The sequence below is a fragment of the Agarivorans sp. JK6 genome, from assembly GCF_045277145.1.
Lineage (GTDB): Bacteria > Pseudomonadota > Gammaproteobacteria > Enterobacterales > Celerinatantimonadaceae > Agarivorans > Agarivorans albus.
In genome coordinates this window covers 599,524-618,828 of the sequence record NZ_CP113525.1, presented here as the reverse complement: position 1 = coordinate 618,828, position 19,305 = coordinate 599,524, and the positions used below count along the sequence as shown (strand labels likewise).

The window sequence follows — 19,305 nt, the reverse complement described above, 5'->3', positions numbered from 1 at the left end:
TTTTTAGAGCTGTACTGATGCCAGATTTTGTTTATCGCCCTCCAATGTCCCCCTACTTTAGTGTTGTTTACCAAGACGAAGCTGTAATTGTATTTAACAAAGCCAGTGGTTTACTGTCGGTACCTGGTCGGCTTGAGAAAGATAGCTTGTGGGATCGCGCTCAACGAGTTTGGCCAGACATTAAAGTTGTGCACCGCCTAGATATGGCAACCTCAGGGCTAATAGTTATGGCCTTAGGCAAGCCAGCCCAAAGCCACTTGAGTCGTCAGTTTCAGCAACGACGCACCACTAAAACCTACTATGCCGAGATCTTTGGTCATCCAGAGCAAGAGCATGGCGAAGTAAACCTGCCACTACGTTGTGATTGGCCTAATCGCCCCAAACAAATCGTAGATTTTGAACAAGGCAAAGACGCTTTAACACACTGGCAGATTATTGAGCAAAGGCCTCAAACAAGCTTAGTTGAACTTAAACCGATAACCGGACGAACCCACCAACTACGGGTGCATATGCAACAACTAGGCTGCCCCATTGTTGGCGATGGATTTTACGCATGCCAACAGTCAAAAGCGCTAAGCGAACGCTTACACCTTCATGCTGCCAAATTAGGTTTTTATCATCCAGAAACGGAGCAATTTATGGAATTTGAGTGTGCCCCGCCATTTTAGTTAAAGCAAAGCTGGGTATTGTCCGATACATTAAGCATATATCTCTCCAAGGAACCCAAACTGTGCAGCTTGCTAAGTATTGCTTTCTCTCCAGTTTATTAGCAATAAACTGCGCATTTGCAGAGGTTCAGCCTCAAGATTTTAGCCATTGGCCAGTAAATGGGGAATTAAAACAGCTGGATGTAGAGCAACAACAATTTGTTAGTTTATGGCTAGAAGAAGAAACCCCGCAAAAACGTGGCACCATTATTTTACTTCCCGATTGGGGTATATCACCAAGCGCTCCCAACAGTATTGATTCACTTCGCCAGGCTCTTCCCAAACTAGGCTGGGAAACCGGCGCCATTTTACCCCCTAAGCCCATGTCAGGTTTAATGCAGCAAGCAGAAGCAGAAACCGAAAATGATGAGCAACTGCAGCAATACAAGCAAAGCTTACAAGCGCTTATTCAAGCAGCTAAACAAAATCAGGCTGAGCAGTTTGGTTTTCAAGTGATTATTGCACAGGGTGTTATGGGAGCATGGCTGGTTGAATTGCTTGCCGAAGACGAGCTAGAACAGCCCGATGGTATAGTACTCATTAGTGCTTATTACCCTAATCAAACGCTGAATAAAAAACTGGCGGAACAAACCGCAACACTGGCTATTCCAGTGCTAGATATTTATGCCGAGCACTATAACCATTGGCAGCAACAAGCCCGAGAGCAACGTTTAATAGCCAGTAACAAAAATCAAAAGCTAAACTACCGACAAACCCATTTACCCGCCACTGCCGATACCGCGCCCAACAGCGCAAAACTAAATAAAACGGTTTACGGCTGGTTTAACGCACTGGGCTGGTATTAAGCTAAGACTCCTCTCTAGTGCTGGAGGCAACCACAAGATATTGCTAAGCTGAGGGCCACAAACTCTCGCTAATAGCTTGCCATGAAAATAGTTTTTTTAGATCGCCTCACCCTAGCTAGCCATATCAACTTGGCACGTCCCAGTTTTGCTCATCAATGGCAAGAGTACCCCAGCTCCACACCACAACAAGTACGTGAGCGCTGCCAAGATGCAAACATCATCATTGTGAATAAAGTGCAATTAAGTAGGGATACATTAACTCAATTGCCACAGCTAAAAATGATTGCGGTTGCAGCTACCGGGACCAACAACGTGGATCTAGCGGCAGCCGAAGAACTTGGCATCGTTGTTAGTAATATAAGAAATTATGCCGCTCAAAGCATTGCCGAACACAGCTTGGCGCTGATGTTTAATCTTAGGCGCAATGTATTAGCCTACCACCAGGCGATTCAACAAGATCGTTGGCAACACGCTAAGCAATTTTGTTTTTTTGATTTCCCCATCGATAACTTGGCTAAGCAAACGCTGGCAATAATAGGCGGCGGCAACTTGGGCCAAGCGACCGCCCAATTAGCCAGTAATTTAGGCATGGAGGTGGTAATGGCAGAACACAAAGGCCAAACTCCTCGCCCAGGCAGAGTTGCCTTTGAAGAAGCAGTTAGCAATGCAGATGTGATTAGCATCCATTGTCCACTGACTCCGCAGACTAAGGATCTATTTGGCGAGCCAGAGTTAGAAATGATGAAGGAGACAGCCTTACTGATTAACACTGCACGTGGCGGAATAGTTAATGAGCAGGCTTTATTACAGGCTTTGCAAAGCAAGCAAATTGCTGGCGCGGCAAGTGATGTCTCTGAATGTGAACCACCTACGCACGACAGCCCACTGATGCAAGCACTTAGCCTAAATAACTTTATACTTACCCCACATGTGGGCTGGGCGAGCAGCCAAAACATGCAAGTGTTGGCTGACCAATTGATCGATAATATCGAAGCATTTGTAGCAGGAAAACCACGCCACCAAGTATTCGCTAATTAGCGCTCTTGCGTTGCTGTTTGACTAACTCGTAAGCCTGTTGAATATCTTGAGTGCGCTGCTTAGCTAGCTCCATCATTTCTGGTGGTAAGCCCTTGGCGACTAACTTATCGGGATGATGCTGACTCATTAGTTTGCGGTAAGCACGTTTGATTTGCTGGTCACTATCTTGTTGGTTAACGCCTAAGATTTGGTAGGCTTCTTCTAGCTGCTTAGCGCTACTTTGCGCGCTTTGGCGTTGACCACCATGGCGATGGAACTTGAGCTCGGCTTCCCAGCGCGAAATCATCGCCTGAAGCTCTGCTTCCGAGAAGCCTAAAGCCTTGGCTACACGCTTTAATAAAGCATGTTCACTGTCGTCGATTACGCCATCTGCAAACACCCCTTGCAGCTGGATTTCCATGAACATTTGCAATAAATCACGACGCCCATTAACCGCGCTAACAAAGCGAGAAATTTGCTCCTCCAAGGGGAAGTCTGCATCTTTACCTTGGCGAAAAGCATCTTGAGCTTGGCGCCTAGCTTCGCCTTGCAGCCGCATTTGATCCATCAAAAAGTTAGCGACCTGAATCTCTTGTTGAGTAACCACGCCTTTTGACTTAGCAATATGGCCAAGCACCGCAAAGGTAGAGAATAAAAAGGCTTGCTGAGCAGCTTGGCTACTTGCTGCCGAGAAGGCAAAATTGCCGCCTACCGCTTTATCAAACCGATGACCTAGCCATAGGCCAAGCAAGGCACCAAAAGGCCCACCAAACATAAAGCCAAAAAATACGCCTAATACTTTTCCCCAAATTCGCATCACTATTCTCTATCTTTGGTTAATTGCTGGTCTAGTTGTTGAAGCCGCTCAGGTGTCCCCACATCTACCCATTGGCCGCCTTGTAGTTGACCACTCACTTGTTGGCTTAACATTGCTGCACGCAATAAAGGTGCAAGTGCTTGTTTACCGCTAGGCACATGCTGAAAAAAGCGTTGATGATAAATGGCTACACCACTAAATGTAAACTCAGGCTTATCTATCACCAAACCTTGCTCCAAGCTGAAATCACCGGTTAGGTTGTGGCAGGGATTGGCCACCAAGTATAAATGGGCATCACTGTCTGTTTGATTATTTTGGCAAATAGCTTGGTAATCCCAATTATTCCAAACATCCCCATTAATCACCAAGAACTGCTCACTAGCGATAATGGGTAAGGCGTTAACAATTCCCCCGGCCGTTTCTAAGGCACTAGATTCATGACTATAAAGCACCTCGATTCCCCATTTGTCACCTTGGCCCACATGTGCTTCAACCATCTCGCCTAAATAAGCGGTATTTATTACGATGCGTGTTACGCCTGCGGTAACCAATTTGTCGATATGCCAGTTAATCAAAGCTTTGCCAGCAACGTTTAATAATGGTTTTGGGCAATTATCAGTTAACGGACGCATCCGCTCGCCGCGTCCCGCTGCCAAAATCATTGCGGTGCGAATTTGGCTCATGCTTCAAACTCTTTTGCTATAGGGCTAATCCACTGATGAAATGCCTGTAATTCAGGATAACGCTTGGTCACTTGAAGTACATATTCGAGTGTTTGAGGAATGGCTTCACGATAGGCAGTTTTACCATCCCGATGATCTAATCTGCAAAATATCCCTAGCGCTTTAATATGCCGCTGCAAACCAGTGAGATCAAACCAGCGCTGCCAAGTGCTCGGTTCGATACCCTCAACCAAATATGCCGACTTTTGGTTGAGGTATGCTTGCTGCAAGTGACTCACTAACTCTGGTGGCCAAGCGATATAACAATCACGCAGCAATGAAACCACATCGTAAGCAATAGGCCCCCAAACCATATCCTGAAAATCAATCATCACCATTTGCTGCTGATTGAGCATCAAATTTCGACTATGAAAATCACGATGCATAGGTGCATAAGGCTGTTCTAAAATAGCTTGGCTGACATTGTTACATAAGCCTTGCCAATCACAACGCTGCTGCCAACCTTCTCCCACCTGCAACTCTGCTTCAACAAACCAATCAGCAAATATATCTAATTCACGTTGAATAAATGCTTGGTCAAACTCTTCCATTTCTGCCAAATCTTCACGCTTAGTAGCCTGAAGTTGAACGATTAATGCAAGCGCTTGTCTATAAAGTTCAGAAGCAGTATCGGCACTTAGCACTTGCTCAAGCATGGTGGAGCCGAGGTCTTCAACACATAGAAAACCGGCATCAATATTTGCTGCTAGCACCTTAGGTACAGGCAGCGCTTGTGCACTTAAGGCATTAGCAATATCAACAAACTGTTGGTTTTTCTCGGTGGAGGGCGGCGCATCAACGGCAATGGCAGTGTCACCATTAGAAAGTTGAAAACGAAAGTAGCGCCTAAAACTGGCGTCGCCACTGATCATCGTTAGCTCAGGAGAAACAATGTCTAAGGTTTTTGACAGCCATTGCTGTAAAGCAGATTCGCGCACTAAATTACTCATAATTTCTTATACTAATAACAGCCTTTAAATAGCCGCTCACCAATAAATCCAGTATTATAAGCGGCTAACTTTAACCACAGAATTCATTAAGCACAACGTTGACGTTACTAGCTTGGAATTTGTTTATATCAGGGAATGGTTCACATTTATATGTTCGTAACTAAACGGTGCCTGCAAACATCGCTAGGATTAGCGGCGTTGCTTTCCAGCCTCAGTGCTTACGCAGAAACACCGTTGTCTATGCCTCAGTGCCGAGCACACGTCCCAGAACGCATTAAATCCGGCCCGGTAGATCCTACCGCGCCTTATGTTATTGCCGCCGATGAATTGCATGCAAAACAAGGCGATAAAGCCAGTTTTAGCGGTAATGTTGAGTTCTCCCAAGGCCCTCGCGCATTAAAAGCCGAAAACACTGTGTTAGATGAGCAAGCGCAAACCCTAAAAGCGAGCGGCAACATTGAGTTTCAAGATAATTTAGTCAGCGTAAAAAGTGATACTTTCGACGCCAACTTAAAAGACCATCAAGCCACACTTAACTCTGCTGAATACCAACTGTTTGAACAACAAGGTCGTGGCGAAGCCAGCAACTTAATGATCAATGATGAGCAGAACTTATCATTAGAAGATGCCAGCTATACCGCTTGCCCACCTGATGATGTTACTTGGGAAATTCGCGCAGAAAAAATTGATATCGACTCTAGTGAACAATGGGCAACCACAAAAAATGCCACTGTTAGGCTATTTAACGTGCCGGTAATGTATTTACCGTATTTTTCTTACCCCATCGGCGACCAACGCCACAGTGGTTTCTTATTCCCTAGTATCTCTACGTCCACTAAAAACGGTGTGGATGTCTCCACCCCTTACTACTGGAACATTGCTCCGAATTTTGATGCAACCATTACCCCTCGCTTGATGACACGCCGCGGTATACAACTGCAAACTGAATTCAGATATTTGCTTGGGCAAAACAACGGTAATTTGAATGCCGAATATCTCGCTAACGACCGTGAATTAGACCGTGATCGATACTTATTTCACTGGGACCACAAAGGGCAATACCAGCGTCACTGGCGCTTTAATACTGATTACACCCGTATTAGTGATGATAACTACTTTAATGACTTAGGCGACAAGCTTGGAAAGGTAAATGAGAACCAGTTGCTGCAAACCGGCGATGTGGGTTATCACACCAAAAACTGGTACACCGAGCTGTTAGTGCAAGATTTTCAGGTACTGGGTAACACCGAGCAACCACATACACTGCTTCCGCAGTTAAGCTTTGCCGGTGACTGGGATTTGAACTGGCAAACGCTGCAGTTTGGCTTTGATTCAGAAATCAGTAATTTCACTCACAGTGATAGTAGCTTATACACTGCACAACGGGTGCACTTTGAACCTAGTTTAAGTTTGCCATATGTGGTGCCAGCAGGCTTTTTCAAAGCTGACTTAGCTTTAATGCATACCTACTATAGCCAAGACAAAGGCACTAACTTTGAGTACGACTATTTAGCCAGCTCAGTCAATCGTACTCTACCTAAAGTGAGTGTTGAAGGCGGCTTAAACTTTGACCGCAACACTCTTTGGTTTGGCGATAATTACACCCAAACCCTAGAGCCAGTAATCAAATACCTATATATCCCTTATACCAATCAAGATGATATTGGTATTTACGATACCGATAATCTGCAACAAGATTACTACGGCTTATTTAGAGACAAACGCTATAGCGGTTTAGACCGAATTGCCGATGCGAATCAAATCACTCTTGGGGTGCATTCGCGCTTTTTATCGCCCAGTAACCAAGAGACATTGCGTTTGAGTCTAGGTCAAATCATTTACTTTGAGCCCAGCCGTACCACTTTAATTCCGGGTAGTGAGCCTTCTGATAACTCTAGCTCTGCGCTGGCTTTTGAAGCGGACGCCAATATTCAAAAAGATTGGTACGGACATACCGGCTTTCAAATTGATACTTTGGAAGGTCGACTTAACAAGGCGAATGCGGCTATAGAATGGCGCCCAGAAGCACAAAAGCTAGTGCAAATGAATTACCGCTATTCGCAAGCCACTGAAACCATGGTTAGCGACGTAAACCAAGTAGGTACTAAGGTTGCTTGGCCAATTACCGATAGCGTTTCTGCTGTAGGTAGTTATTATCGCGACATGATTTTAGACCGCAGTATCGAAAGCTACTTGGGTGTGCAATATAACTCTTGTTGTTGGGGCATTCGCCTTACATATCAACGAGGCTTACAAAGCACCTATGTGGATGACTCCTCAGGCGTTGACCGAGTGGGCGAGTTTGACACCTCGCTACGCCTCGACTTTGAAATTAAAGGCTTAGGTGGCAGCGATACCAGTAGCCGAGAAGAAATGCTAGAAGGCGGCAATTTCAAATACGGGCGCCCCTTTTACCTCAACAATTAAAACCTTTAACCCAAATATGGTAGAGTAAGCGGCGTTTTGCTCGCAGTAATGATAGGAACGAAATGAAAAGATTAATTTTGCTTAGTGTAAGTATGTTTATGCTTGCTACTGGGCTGGTTCGGGCTCAAGAGCAATTGCTCGATAAAGTTGTCGCCATTGTCAATAATGATGTGATCACTCAGAGCCAAGTTGAAGGACTCACCAATAAAGTTCTGCGCAATGCCAAAGGGGCAGAACAAGAGCTACCACCTGAAGATGAATTACAACAACAAGTAATGGACAGGCTTATTTTGGAGAGTTTGCAACTTCAATTGGCCGACCGCCTGGGTATTAAAATTAGCGACAGCCAGTTAGAGAACACCATCGATAACATTATTGCTGGTGAAAACAAAAGTCGTGAAGAGTTCTTAGATGACTTAACCAAGCAAGGCATTAGCTATAACCAGTTTCGTGAAGATATTCGCACTGAAATTGTTCTTGGCGAAGTAGGTCGCAGCCAAGTACAGCGTCGAGTTAATGTTTCAGAGCAAGAAATTGATGCCTTAATGAAACTGATTGAAGAGCAAGATAAAGGCACTGTTCGCTATCATGTTGGTCACATTTTACTGCGTATCTCTAGTGACGAACAAGCCACTCAACAGCTGGCAGAGAACCTAGTTCAACAGCTTAAAGATGGTGAAAACTTTAATCAATTGGCAATGACTCATTCACAAGGTCCTAAAGCCTTGGAAGGTGGTGATTGGGGGTGGATGACCATTGAAGAGATGCCTACTTTGTTTGCGGGTGTGGTTAGAAACCAGCACCAAGGGTCAGTAATGGGACCTATTCGCACAGATTCAGGTCTACATATCATTATGGTTTTAGACGCTGAAGGTTTACAAAAAGTAGAAACCTTGGAAGTGAATGCTCGTCATATTCTAATTAAACCTTCAATAATTCTGAGCGATAAAAAGGCGCAGAGTTTATTATCAGAATTCCGCCAACAATTAATCTTAGGTGAAGTGACATTTGAAGAGCTAGCGCGCCAATACTCTGAAGACCCAGGCTCAGCCGTACGTGGTGGTGAATTGGGGTGGTCTGATCCTAGTGTATTTGTACCAGCATTCAGAGACACAGCAACACGTTTGGAGGTAGGAGAATTAAGCCAACCTTTCCGTTCTACCTTTGGCTGGCATTTGATGGAAGTTCTAGACAAACGCACCACCGACACTACCAATAAAGCCAGCAAAAACCGTGCATATCAGATGATCTTCAATCGTAAGTTCAATGAAGAAACTCAATCATGGCAAGAAGAGCTGCGCGAAGAAGCCTACGTAGAGATATTGGACGGTGATGCATGAGTAAGGCCGTTGCTAGAATAGCCATCACCCCTGGTGAACCGGCTGGTATTGGTCCAGATTTAGTGCTGGCCATTAGCCAACGTGATTGGCCAATGGAGTTAGTGGTAGTTGCTGACCCTCGCTTGCTAAAAGAGCGCGCTAATGAATTGGCAATGGATATTACCCTACTCCCTTATCAGCCAGAACAAGCCGCTAAACCGCAAGCGGCTGGCACCTTAACGGTTGCGCCAATTGCGATGGCAAGTCCGGCAGTAGCTGGTCAGTTAGATGAGGCCAATGGCCACTATGTGCTAAATACCTTAAAATTTGCTAGTGATGGCAACATGAATGGCCAGTTTGCTGCAGTAGTTACCGGCCCTGTGCACAAGGGTATTATTAATAAAGCTGGCGTGTCTTTTAGTGGTCATACCGAATTTTTTGCTCAGCAGTCAGGTACTGCCGATGTGGTTATGATGCTGGCAACTGAAGGCTTGCGGGTTGCCTTGGCAACCACTCACCTGCCCTTAGCTTATGTAGCCAAAGCCATTACTCATGAGCGACTACATAATATTATCAGCATTTTACATCACGACCTGCAAACCAAGTTCGCGATTAAACAACCTAAGATATTTGTCTGTGGCCTAAATCCCCATGCTGGTGAAGATGGCCACCTTGGTCGCGAAGAGCTAGATATTATTATCCCTTTGCTTGATGAAATGCGTGAGCAACATGGTATGAACTTAATCGGTCCATTACCTGCAGATACACTCTTCCAAGATAAGTATCTGGCAGAAGCTGATGCAGTGTTAGCCATGTACCACGACCAAGGCCTACCAGTGCTAAAATATAAAGGTTTTGGTCAGTCAGTAAACATTACCCTTGGCCTACCCTTTATAAGAACCTCAGTTGACCATGGAACAGCCTTAGAGCTAGCGGGAACTGGTAAAGCCGATCATGGAAGTATGATTACCGCCATCGAACAAGCCATTGATATGGTAGAGCGAGAACATGAATAAACAAGTTCATCAAGGGCACCGCGCCCGTAAACGTTTTGGTCAAAACTTCCTTAACAACGACTCGGTTATTAGCCAAATTGTCGCGACTATTTACCCTCAAGCAGGTGAAAACCTGGTTGAAATTGGCCCAGGCTTAGGCGCTTTAACTGAGCCCGTTGCTACCACTGCTGGCCACCTACAAGTGGTAGAGTTAGACCGCGATTTAGCGCAGCGTTTACGCGAGCACCCAACGCTAGCTAGCAAACTAACTATTCATGAAATTGATGCACTTAAATTCGACTTCATGCAGTTAGCCAAGCCTGAGCAGAAAATGCGGGTATTCGGTAACTTGCCTTACAACATTTCTACACCGCTTATTTTCCACTTGCTTAGCTTTACTAGCGCTATTTCTGATATGCACTTTATGCTGCAAAAAGAAGTGGTGAAACGCATGGCTGCTGGCCCCGATAGCAAAGCGTACGGCCGTTTAAGTGTAATGACCCAAGTGCAATGTAATGTAATGCCAGCTCTAGAAGTACCGCCTGAAGCGTTCGCGCCACCACCAAAGGTTGATTCAGCGGTAGTTCGCTTAGAGCCCTACGAAACGACTCTTTATCCGCTGAACTCATTAGCAACCCTAGATAGAGTATGTAAAGAGGCCTTTAATCAGCGCCGTAAAACAATTCGTAATGCTTTAGGCAATTTACTTACGGTTGAGCACCTCGCCGAGCTCGATTTAAAGCCCACGCTGCGACCAGAAAATTTAACTATTCAGCAATTTTGTGATATTGCTAATTACATTGATAAAAATCAGTTATTGCAGGCTTCTAGCAGCGATGAGTAATACGCCAGAATATGATTTGGATATTGAAGTTGAATCAGGCTTTTTACCTGAGCACTCTGTTCCAGAAAAACAACAATTCGCTTTTTTTTACACCATCACTATTCGCAACTGCAGCGCTGAAGCGCTACAGCTATTGCGTCGCCATTGGGTAATCACCGATGGCGACGGTAAAGTAAATGAGGTGAAAGGCGACGGTGTAGTAGGTAAGCAACCCCACCTCAAGCCTGAAAAACCTTTTTCCTATACTAGCAGTGCAGTGTTAGCGACCGAAGTAGGCGTAATGCAAGGCAGTTACACCCTGATTGACGAAGCTGGTAACGAGTTTGAAGCGGAGATCCCACCGTTTCGCTTATCACTTCCAAATAAGCTTCACTAATTATAGGTGAGCCATGGCGACTTATTTTGTTGGTGACATCCAAGGTTGCTTGGATGAATTAAAAGCACTACTAAAACAGTGCAAGTTCTCCACTAAAAAAGATCAACTCTGGCTCGCCGGAGACTTAGTTGCTCGAGGCCCTAAATCTCTAGAAACCTTACGCTTCGTTAAGGAGCTAGGCAGCGCTGCTCAGATAGTTTTGGGTAATCACGATTTGCATTTGTTAGCGGTAGCCAACGGTATTCACCGGGCTAAACGTCGCGACAAGCTACAAGATTTACTCGAAGCCCCCGACAAAAACGAATTACTGTATTGGCTGCGCCAACAACCCTTAATTAAGAAACACCCAGACTTCGATGTAGTAATGGTGCATGCGGGCATCTACCCCAAATGGAAAGTCAGCAAAGCACTCAAACTCGGCAAGGAAATTCACAAACAGCTTTCAGGTAATGACTACTTGTCGTTACTTAAGAATATGTACAGTAATGAACCCGCACATTGGAGTGATGAACTAGTGGGGTATGACCGCCTGCGGTGCATTATCAATGTGTTTACCCGGATGCGTTATTGCTTCCCTGATGCTAGCCTTGATTTTGAATCAAAGCTGCCCCCCAACAAAAATACTAACCCTAACCTAAAACCTTGGTTTGAAATCCCCGGAAAGCACCTTAAAGAAACGCATATCGTATTTGGGCACTGGGCTGCTCTAATGGGCAAAAGTAAGCACGACTTAGTGTCTGGGCTGGATACAGGCTGTGTATGGGGTAATCGTTTATCCATGCTGCGCTGGGAAGACCAGCGCATGTACACTCAAGATTGCCTAGACAAAAATATAAGCAACTAAACGCGCTCTAAGGTAACAAACTCATAGTTGTAAGGGTTTTTCTCATCAGCTAGGTGCTTTTCGCTAGCAAGTTGTTGCCATTGATACTTTTGGTAATCTGGGAAGTGAGCGTCCCCTTCCACCTCTTTTTCAATAAAGGTTAAATACAGGGTATCGGCAAACGCTAAACACTGTTGGTAAATATTTCCGCCGCCAATAACCATCACCTCGGCTTCGTCTTTAACTAAATCTAAAGCTGCCTGAACGGTGTTAACTACCGTAACCCCCTCTATGACCAAATCCACATTGCGACTTACCACTATATTTAATCGACCCGGCAGTGGGCGACCAATTGACTGATAAGTTAAGCGCCCCATAATAACCGGCTTGCCCATAGTAACCGCTTTAAAATGCTTAAGATCGGCCGGTAAATGCCAAGGCATTTGGTTATCTTTGCCGATGACTCGTTGCTTCGCCATTGCGGCTATCATTGCTACTTTCACTGTTTTACCTTTTTTAAACTTAGGGCTCTAAACAATTGGCCGACCACGGTATATCACTACCGATGGTATCGCCAAGCCAAAACTCAAGGCCATTAAAATAAACATTGTTCTTAAACCATTTTCGATAATGGTAGCTAATAAAGGTTCACTAAAACCATTGCTGTATAAGCTAATAATTCCCACCATGGTAGTAAACGCATAACTACCCGGAATCATCGGAATAATAGAGGCTACCGTAAATACTGGCCGTGGAATTAAATAACGGCGTGACCAATAAACGCCAATTAAGCCCACGCTGGTAGACGCCACTAAGGTTGCCCATTCAAGTGGCACTCCCCAGTAAATACATAACGTTCTGAGGCTATGTGCAAACGCACCACCAATGGCGCAAAAACCTAACATGCGAGTAGGCACATTAAACACCATGGCGAAGCCAACCGCAGGCACCGCTGAAAATAGCGCGTCTTCAACTAATAGTGCGAGTAATTCAATCATCTTATAACCACCCGCTTACGCCAGTGGCCCACATCGACAACGCGATTCCCATGGCCACGCCCAAACTAAGCAGAGAGGCAAAAAACCAGCGAGAGATCCCCATACTGATATGACCTTTTACCATATCTGAAACGGCATTAATCAATGGGAAGCCTGGTACCAACAGCAGCACAGAAGCCGCCATTACCGTTTGCGGTTGGTTGCCTATATCATAACGTACCGCCAAACCGGCGATAGTAGTAGCCACAAAGGCGGTCATGCCAAAATTAAGAATGGGGTTATGGTGGCGATGCGCCATTTCTTGGCGAAACAACATAGCAACAGCAGAGGCGACAAAGGTCATTGCAAATACCGCCCAATCACCGCCAAATAATCGGCTAAAACACGCGCAAGACAAACCAATCATGAATACCACTAACCAGCGATTATGTTTGTATGGCTGCAAGCGCTCTAAACGTTTTACTACGTCATCAACATCTAATAGCTGCTTTTCTGCCATGATGGTGATCCGCTGCACTTCGCATACCATATGCATGTTAATACCGCGGTCGTACACTCGGCGGGTAGTTGTAATACAACGACCTTGAGATAAACCTGTGAGGATCAGCGCATTAGCAGTAATTGCCAACTCTACGCTATCCAGCCCTAAGGCTTTGCCTAAACGGACTGTCGTTTCTTCAATTAGCTTACTTTCAGCGCCATGCTGCTGCATGATTCTGCCAGCTTGAACTGCAACGCGACAAATTCGAGTTTGTTGTTCTAGAGAAATAATACGAACCGGAGCCTGAACAGGCTCCGGAGAGTTTCTAAATGAGCGTAACATGTAACGATCCAAGTAATACTACCACTACTGATAGCTTACTATGGCTGGTAGATAACCTCTACATCATAATCGTCATCATCCCAGTCATCATCGTCGTCTTCATCATCCCAATCTTCTTGGTTTGCTTTGTCGATTTGTTGTTGATGATAGTCATCCCACTGAAACTTAACTTCTTCACGCTCGGCCATTTCTTCTTCAACCACTGGTAGGGTTTCGATAAATTGACCAATCGCTTTACAAATGTCTTTAGTTCCATTGTTTTCTAAAGCAGAAATTGAGAAAACCTCTCCTTGCCAATCTAGTGCTTCAATCACTTTTTGGCGGATCTCTTCAGCTTCTTCTTCAAGCACTAAGTCGACTTTATTAAATACCAACCAACGTGGTTTTTCGAATAGCTTTTCGCTGTATTGCTCTAGCTCGTTGATAATGGTGATGGCATTTTCCGCTGGGTCGCTACCATCTGGCGGCAGCACATCTACCATATGCAACAATACACGACAACGCTCTAGGTGCTTCAAGAAACGTACGCCAAGCCCTGCTCCGTCTGCAGCGCCCTCAATCAAACCGGGAATATCAGCAATAACAAAACCGCGGTTTTCTGATTGACGCACCACGCCTAAATTAGGGATAAGTGTGGTAAATGGGTAGTCTGCCACCTTAGGTTTAGCTGCAGATACGCTGCGAATAAATGTGGATTTACCCGCATTTGGCAAACCCAACATGCCTACGTCGGCAAGTAGCAATAGCTCCAATTGAAGGTTACGAACCTCACCGGGAGTACCGTTAGATTTACGACGAGGCGCACGGTTAGTACTGCTCTTAAAGCGAGTATTACCTAAACCATGAAAACCACCTTTAGCCACCAACAAACGTTGTTTATGTTGGGTAAGATCGCCAAGGATCTCTCCAGTGTCTTGATCACGCGCTCGCGTACCAACCGGCACAGGCAACTCTAAATCCTCACCACGCTTACCAGTACAATTAGAACCCTGGCCATTTTCGCCACGCTCAGCTTTATGAAAACGCTCAAAGCGGTAATCAATCAAGGTGTTTAGGTTTTCATCGGCAACTAAATATACGCTGCCGCCATCTCCGCCATCACCACCATCAGGACCGCCACGTGGTACATACTTCTCGCGACGGAAACTAATGGTGCCGTTGCCGCCGTCACCCGCGTCTACTTTAATTACCGCTTCATCTACAAATTTCATTTTTCACTCCAGCATTATCGCTTAACTATAATGCACCACGCCTACTTCGTAAGCGAAATAGTGGTTTCTTGGAAAAAAAAAGCCCCGCAGTTGCGGGGCTTTTCAAATATCGAGTTGGACGTTTATTCAGCTTCGATGCTTACAAACTTACGGTTTTTAGGACCTTTAACTTCAAATTTCACTTTGCCTTCGGCAGTTGCGAAAAGAGTATGGTCTTTACCGATACCAACGTTAGAGCCAGCGTGGAACTTAGTACCACGTTGACGAACAATAATGCTACCCGCTAATACAGACTCGCCACCGAAACGCTTAACACCTAGGCGTTTGCTTTCCGAATCGCGACCGTTACGAGTACTACCACCAGCCTTTTTATGTGCCATGAGTATTTTCCTCTAAATTAACCGTTAATGCCTGTAATGCGAACTTCAGTGAACCACTGACGGTGGCCCTGTTGCTTACGTGAATGCTTACGACGACGGAACTTAACGATTTTAACTTTATCGCCACGACCATGAGAAACAACTTCAGCTGTTACTTTGGTACCATCTACATAAGGTGCGCCTACTTTAACGTCTTCGCCATTAGCAACTAGTAATACGTTATCAAATTCAACTGTGTTACCAGTCTCAACGTCTAGTTTCTCAAGGCGAAGTGTTTGACCTTCGGCCACACGGTGCTGTTTACCACCACTTAGGATAACCGCGTACATTTTCTTCAAACTCCGCTTACACCTGATATTTCAAGGTGTCTATAATTCTCAACAATGACGGCGGATTCTACGGAAAAAGATCTGTTCCCGCAAGGGGAATTTCAAAAAAGTTTAAAAATCACGCAAGGCCAAGAATTTTAAGCGGTGAAAGCTGCTTAAACAAAGGAATTGAGATACTATTACAGCATTAAATTATCACCATAATATTGCTGAATCATCGGCAACAACCTCTAATAAGAAATTATGCAATTGGATGCGATAAAAAAGCTGTCTGATCAAGACATGTCTGCGGTAAACGAGCTTATCTTTAAAGAACTCGAATCAGATGTGGCTCTTATAAACCAAATCTCTTTTTATATTGTAAATAGTGGTGGCAAAAGGATCCGACCGCTGTTGACCGTATTGGCAGCGCGAGCTTTAGGTTATCAGCAAGATCAACACATCAAACTTGCGGCCATTATTGAATTCATTCATACCTCTACTCTCTTACACGATGATGTAGTTGATGAATCCGAGTTACGCCGCGGTAAAGATACTGCCAATGCACGCTTTGGCAACGCAGCCAGTGTATTAGTTGGCGACTTCCTCTACTCACGCTCTTTCCAGTTAATGACCCAACTGCAAAACCTTAAAGTGATGGACATACTAGCGGATGCCACCAATGTTATTGCTGAAGGTGAAGTATTACAGCTAATTAACTGCAACGACCCTGATACCGATGAAGCACGTTACTTTGAAGTTATTTACTGCAAAACAGCCAAACTGTTTGAGGCGGCCACTCGCTTAGCAGCAGTAATTGGTGAACAAAGCGCTGAGATAGAACTTGCAATGCAAGACTACGGTAAATACCTAGGCACAGCATTTCAAATTATGGATGACGTATTGGATTATGTTGCAGACCAAGCTGAGATGGGCAAAAACGTGGGTGACGACCTAGCAGAAGGTAAGCCAACCCTACCGCTTATCTACGCTATGGAACAAGCTGAGCCAGCCGATAAGGCGCTAATTAGCGAAGCCATTAAACAAGGCGGCTCGCGCGACCAACTCGACGCGATATTAGCAATTTTAGACAAAACCAAGGCACTTGATTACTGCCGAGAGCGCGCAGCTGAAGAAGCACAAAAAGCGATTGACGCTTTAGCCCTGATTGCTGACAGTGACTACAAACAAGCGCTTATGAGCCTAGCCAATATCGCAGCCGACCGCGCCGCTTAGCTAGTTTTAATAAATGGATACAAAAAAGGCTGCCTAAGGGCAGCCTTTTTATTAGCTCAACATTAATTAAGCAAAAGGATGGCGTAAAATAATAGTTTCTACGCGATCTGGGCCAGTTGAAATAATGTCAACCGGCACTTCTAATAGCTCTTCAATGCGCGCTATGTAGTTTAATGCTGCTTGTGGCAGTTGCTCGCGAGCAGTTACACCAAAGGTGTTCTCCGACCAACCAGGCATTGATTCATATACAGGCTCAGCCACTTCGTAACCTTCAGCTGCCATAGGCGGTACTGAAAGCACATCGCCATTAGGCATTTTGTAACCGGTACAAATCTTTAACTCTTCCAAGCCATCTAGCACATCAAGTTTGGTTAAACACAAACCTGACAGGCTGTTAATTTGTACTGCGCGACGCATAGTTACTGCGTCTAACCAACCACAACGGCGTTTACGGCCAGTGGTAGCACCAAACTCATGACCTTTCACTCCTAAGTGTTGGCCGATGTCATCATCAAGTTCTGTTGGGAAAGGACCAGAACCCACACGCGTGGTGTAAGCCTTCGTAATACCCAAAACATAATCTAAATGGCAAGGGCCAAAACCACTACCTGTAGCTACGCCACCCGCAGTAGTGTTTGATGAAGTAACAAACGGATAGGTACCGTGGTCAATGTCTAATAAAGTGCCTTGAGCACCTTCAAACATAATTGAGTCACCACGACGACGTGCCTTATCTAGCAAGTCAGTAACATCTGTTACCATAGCCGTAATTACTGGCGCCATCTTGGTCATTTGCTCAAGCACTTCTTCATAACTTACGCTTGGCGCGTCGTAGTAATGATTAAGTTGGAAGTTATGGTACTCCATCACTTCTTTTAGCTTGGTAGCAAATTGCTCCATGTCGAACAAATCGCCAACACGTAAACCGCGACGAGCAACTTTATCTTCATAAGCTGGACCGATACCACGACCAGTAGTACCAATTGCGTTTTTACCACGCGCTTTTTCGCGCGCCATGTCTAATGCAACATGGTAAGGCAAAATTAGAGGACAAGCTTCACTGATCACCAAACGTTCTTTTACAGGAACGCCGCGCTCTTCGAGCATAGCCATTTCTTTAAATAGCGCATCAGGTGCTAATACCACGCCATTACCAATAACACAGGTAACGTTATCGCGAAGTACACCAGATGGTATTAAGTGGAGGACAGTTTTTTCACCGTCAATAACTAAGGTATGACCAGCATTGTGACCGCCTTGATAGCGCACCACATAGCTTGATTTGTCGGTAAGTAAGTCTACGATCTTACCCTTGCCTTCGTCTCCCCATTGGGAGCCAAGGATCACTACGTTCTTTCCCATTGTCTTTTGTCGTCTCAGTTAAAAAGCGATTCTAGCAGAAATCGGACAGTCAAGGGGTGCATGTTATACCGATTTTATGTGCCAAGGTCAAAGATTAATCACATACAAGAGTATAATAGAAACACCCACCAAGCCGAGCCCAATTTGCCGAATATTACTCGCCGGCGCTTCCGATAATGTTTTTAGTAGACGTTTCCAACGCTTAGGAAACAATAAAGGCCCTAGGCCTTCGATAAGGCACACTAGAGCCAATGCAAGTAATACAGAATCTGTCATAAAAAAGCCCAGCGTTAACTGGGCCCTCAGTATTATTGTTTCGCCGGTTCTTTCATATAACGGAAGAATTCGCTATCTGGTTCTAACACCATTACGTCTCCACCGTTATCGAAACTGGTGCGATAAGCCATCAAACTACGCCAGAACTTATAGAACTCAGGGTTCTTAGTATAAGCATCGGCGTAAATTTTAGCGGCTGTAGCATCACCTTCACCACGCATTTCGCGACCACGCTTGTCTGCATCGGCCAGCAATACATTTACGCGGCGGTCAACGTTAGCGCGAATAATCTCGGCTTGCTCTTGACCTTGCGAACGGTGTTCTTTAGCTACTGCTAAACGTTCTGCACGCATCCGTTGGTAAATACTACTACTTACTTCATCAGGTAAGTTGATTTGCTTAATACGCACATCGGTAACTTCGATACCAATCTCAGAAGAGCGCGCCATACGTTTAAGCGCATCTTCCATTACTTGGCCACGTTCACCAGATACGATATCGCGAATAGTACGCGCACCAATTTCGCTACGAAGACCATTGTTAATCTTACGCGTTAACAGAGACTCAGCTTGCAGTACTGAACCACCTGTTGATAGGTAGAATTGTGAAAAATCAGCGATTCGCCATTTCACGTAAGAATCAATAATTAAGTCTTTTTTCTCAGAGGTTACAAAACGGTCAGCGTTGCCATCTAAAGTTTGAATACGTGCATCTAAAGTACGCACAGAATCAATAAATGGAACCTTAAACTGTAAACCCGGTGGGTAAACCTTGGTTGCGCCATCAGCGGTACGTTTTACTTTACCAAACTGAATAACAATACCACGCTCGCCTTCGTTCACTACAAATACCGACGAGTAACCCACTAACAAGGCTAAAATAATGCCAAAAATAGCTAATTGTTTCAT

Annotated in this window: 22 protein-coding genes; 10 read left to right on the top strand and 12 right to left on the bottom strand. The window is 45.0% G+C overall.

Features of this window, described 5'->3' with window-relative positions:
* Nucleotides 1-17: 17 nt before the first annotated feature.
* The 3 genes from OV592_RS02980 to OV592_RS02970 all read left to right on the top strand — a co-directional run bounded on the left by OV592_RS02980 (nt 18) and on the right by OV592_RS02970 (nt 2,551).
* Entirely contained in the window at nt 18-668 is a 651-nt protein-coding gene (locus tag OV592_RS02980; protein ID WP_406610339.1) for a pseudouridine synthase, read from the top strand.
* 62 nt (nt 669-730) lie between these two features.
* A complete protein-coding gene (locus OV592_RS02975; protein WP_406610338.1) occupies nt 731-1,513 on the top strand; it encodes a DUF3530 family protein in 783 nt (260 codons plus the stop codon).
* A gap of 81 nt (nt 1,514-1,594) precedes the next feature.
* Nucleotides 1,595-2,551: a D-2-hydroxyacid dehydrogenase gene (locus tag OV592_RS02970; protein WP_406610337.1), complete on the top strand. Its 957-nt coding sequence runs from the start codon at nt 1,595-1,597 to the stop codon at nt 2,549-2,551.
* On the opposite strand, the gene djlA is transcribed toward OV592_RS02970, so the two are convergent.
* Genes djlA through OV592_RS02955 form a run of 3 tightly spaced genes read right to left on the bottom strand, consistent with a single transcriptional unit; the run spans nt 2,544 to nt 5,019 of the window.
* Entirely contained in the window at nt 2,544-3,347 is an 804-nt protein-coding gene (gene djlA / locus OV592_RS02965) for a co-chaperone DjlA (protein WP_220719072.1), read from the bottom strand. The genes OV592_RS02970 and djlA overlap by 8 nt on opposite strands.
* A gap of 2 nt (nt 3,348-3,349) precedes the next feature.
* Nucleotides 3,350-4,030 (bottom strand): N-acetylmuramate alpha-1-phosphate uridylyltransferase MurU, encoded by a 681-nt coding sequence (murU, locus tag OV592_RS02960; protein WP_406610336.1) that lies wholly within the window; start codon nt 4,028-4,030, stop codon nt 3,350-3,352.
* A complete protein-coding gene (locus OV592_RS02955; protein ID WP_406610334.1) occupies nt 4,027-5,019 on the bottom strand; it encodes an aminoglycoside phosphotransferase family protein in 993 nt (330 codons plus the stop codon). The genes murU and OV592_RS02955 overlap by 4 nt, the downstream gene beginning before the upstream one ends.
* Nucleotides 5,020-5,217: 198 nt before the next feature.
* Here OV592_RS02955 and lptD point away from each other — a divergent pair, with 198 nt between their 5' ends.
* From lptD to OV592_RS02925, 6 genes are all read left to right on the top strand, one after another.
* Complete coding sequence (gene lptD, locus OV592_RS02950; RefSeq protein WP_406610333.1) at nt 5,218-7,446, top strand: LPS assembly protein LptD; 2,229 nt, start codon at nt 5,218-5,220, stop codon at nt 7,444-7,446.
* A gap of 62 nt (nt 7,447-7,508) precedes the next feature.
* Complete coding sequence (gene surA / locus OV592_RS02945; RefSeq protein ID WP_406610332.1) at nt 7,509-8,786, top strand: peptidylprolyl isomerase SurA; 1,278 nt, start codon at nt 7,509-7,511, stop codon at nt 8,784-8,786.
* Nucleotides 8,783-9,781: a 4-hydroxythreonine-4-phosphate dehydrogenase PdxA gene (gene pdxA, locus OV592_RS02940; protein ID WP_406610331.1), complete on the top strand. Its 999-nt coding sequence runs from the start codon at nt 8,783-8,785 to the stop codon at nt 9,779-9,781. Before surA ends, pdxA begins: the two co-directional genes overlap by 4 nt.
* On the top strand, nt 9,774-10,604 hold the full coding sequence (gene rsmA / locus OV592_RS02935) for a 16S rRNA (adenine(1518)-N(6)/adenine(1519)-N(6))-dimethyltransferase RsmA (protein ID WP_016403734.1): 831 nt from the start codon (nt 9,774-9,776) through the stop codon (nt 10,602-10,604). Before pdxA ends, rsmA begins: the two co-directional genes overlap by 8 nt.
* Nucleotides 10,597-10,980, top strand: coding sequence for a Co2+/Mg2+ efflux protein ApaG (apaG, locus tag OV592_RS02930; RefSeq protein ID WP_016403735.1), 384 nt, complete (start codon nt 10,597-10,599; stop codon nt 10,978-10,980). The genes rsmA and apaG overlap by 8 nt, the downstream gene beginning before the upstream one ends.
* 13 nt (nt 10,981-10,993) lie before the next feature.
* Nucleotides 10,994-11,824 (top strand): symmetrical bis(5'-nucleosyl)-tetraphosphatase, encoded by an 831-nt coding sequence (locus OV592_RS02925; protein ID WP_406610329.1) that lies wholly within the window; start codon nt 10,994-10,996, stop codon nt 11,822-11,824.
* Here OV592_RS02925 and folA read toward each other — a convergent pair.
* The 6 genes from folA to rplU form a co-directional block, all read right to left on the bottom strand.
* Complete coding sequence (gene folA, locus OV592_RS02920; protein WP_016403737.1) at nt 11,821-12,306, bottom strand: type 3 dihydrofolate reductase; 486 nt, start codon at nt 12,304-12,306, stop codon at nt 11,821-11,823. The two genes, OV592_RS02925 and folA, sit on opposite strands and share 4 nt — an antisense overlap.
* A gap of 27 nt (nt 12,307-12,333) precedes the next feature.
* Nucleotides 12,334-12,801 (bottom strand): threonine/serine exporter family protein, encoded by a 468-nt coding sequence (locus OV592_RS02915; RefSeq protein WP_152785513.1) that lies wholly within the window; start codon nt 12,799-12,801, stop codon nt 12,334-12,336.
* Between the two features lies 1 nt (nt 12,802).
* Nucleotides 12,803-13,624, bottom strand: a complete 822-nt coding sequence (locus OV592_RS02910) for a threonine/serine exporter ThrE family protein (RefSeq protein WP_406610327.1) — start codon at nt 13,622-13,624, stop codon at nt 12,803-12,805.
* Nucleotides 13,625-13,662: 38 nt separating this feature from the next.
* On the bottom strand, nt 13,663-14,835 hold the full coding sequence (gene cgtA / locus OV592_RS02905; RefSeq protein WP_406610325.1) for an Obg family GTPase CgtA: 1,173 nt from the start codon (nt 14,833-14,835) through the stop codon (nt 13,663-13,665).
* A gap of 122 nt (nt 14,836-14,957) precedes the next feature.
* Nucleotides 14,958-15,215, bottom strand: a complete 258-nt coding sequence (gene rpmA, locus OV592_RS02900) for a 50S ribosomal protein L27 (RefSeq protein ID WP_016403741.1) — start codon at nt 15,213-15,215, stop codon at nt 14,958-14,960.
* A gap of 17 nt (nt 15,216-15,232) precedes the next feature.
* Complete coding sequence (gene rplU, locus OV592_RS02895; RefSeq protein WP_016403742.1) at nt 15,233-15,544, bottom strand: 50S ribosomal protein L21; 312 nt, start codon at nt 15,542-15,544, stop codon at nt 15,233-15,235.
* A 243-nt stretch (nt 15,545-15,787) separates the two neighbouring features.
* Between rplU and ispB the strand changes: the two genes are divergently transcribed.
* Nucleotides 15,788-16,759 carry an octaprenyl diphosphate synthase gene (gene ispB, locus OV592_RS02890; RefSeq protein ID WP_338623727.1) on the top strand — a complete coding sequence of 324 codons (972 nt, stop codon included), beginning with the start codon at nt 15,788-15,790 and terminating at the stop codon, nt 16,757-16,759.
* A gap of 66 nt (nt 16,760-16,825) precedes the next feature.
* Here ispB and OV592_RS02885 read toward each other — a convergent pair whose 3' ends face one another.
* The 3 genes from OV592_RS02885 to hflC all read right to left on the bottom strand — a co-directional run bounded on the left by OV592_RS02885 (nt 16,826) and on the right by hflC (nt 19,305).
* Nucleotides 16,826-18,121 carry an adenylosuccinate synthase gene (locus tag OV592_RS02885; RefSeq protein ID WP_040307643.1) on the bottom strand — a complete coding sequence of 432 codons (1,296 nt, stop codon included), beginning with the start codon at nt 18,119-18,121 and terminating at the stop codon, nt 16,826-16,828.
* Between the two features lie 87 nt (nt 18,122-18,208).
* Nucleotides 18,209-18,397 carry a DUF2065 family protein gene (locus OV592_RS02880; RefSeq protein WP_084682022.1) on the bottom strand — a complete coding sequence of 63 codons (189 nt, stop codon included), beginning with the start codon at nt 18,395-18,397 and terminating at the stop codon, nt 18,209-18,211.
* Between the two features lie 32 nt (nt 18,398-18,429).
* Nucleotides 18,430-19,305 (bottom strand): protease modulator HflC, encoded by an 876-nt coding sequence (gene hflC, locus OV592_RS02875; protein WP_016403745.1) that lies wholly within the window; start codon nt 19,303-19,305, stop codon nt 18,430-18,432.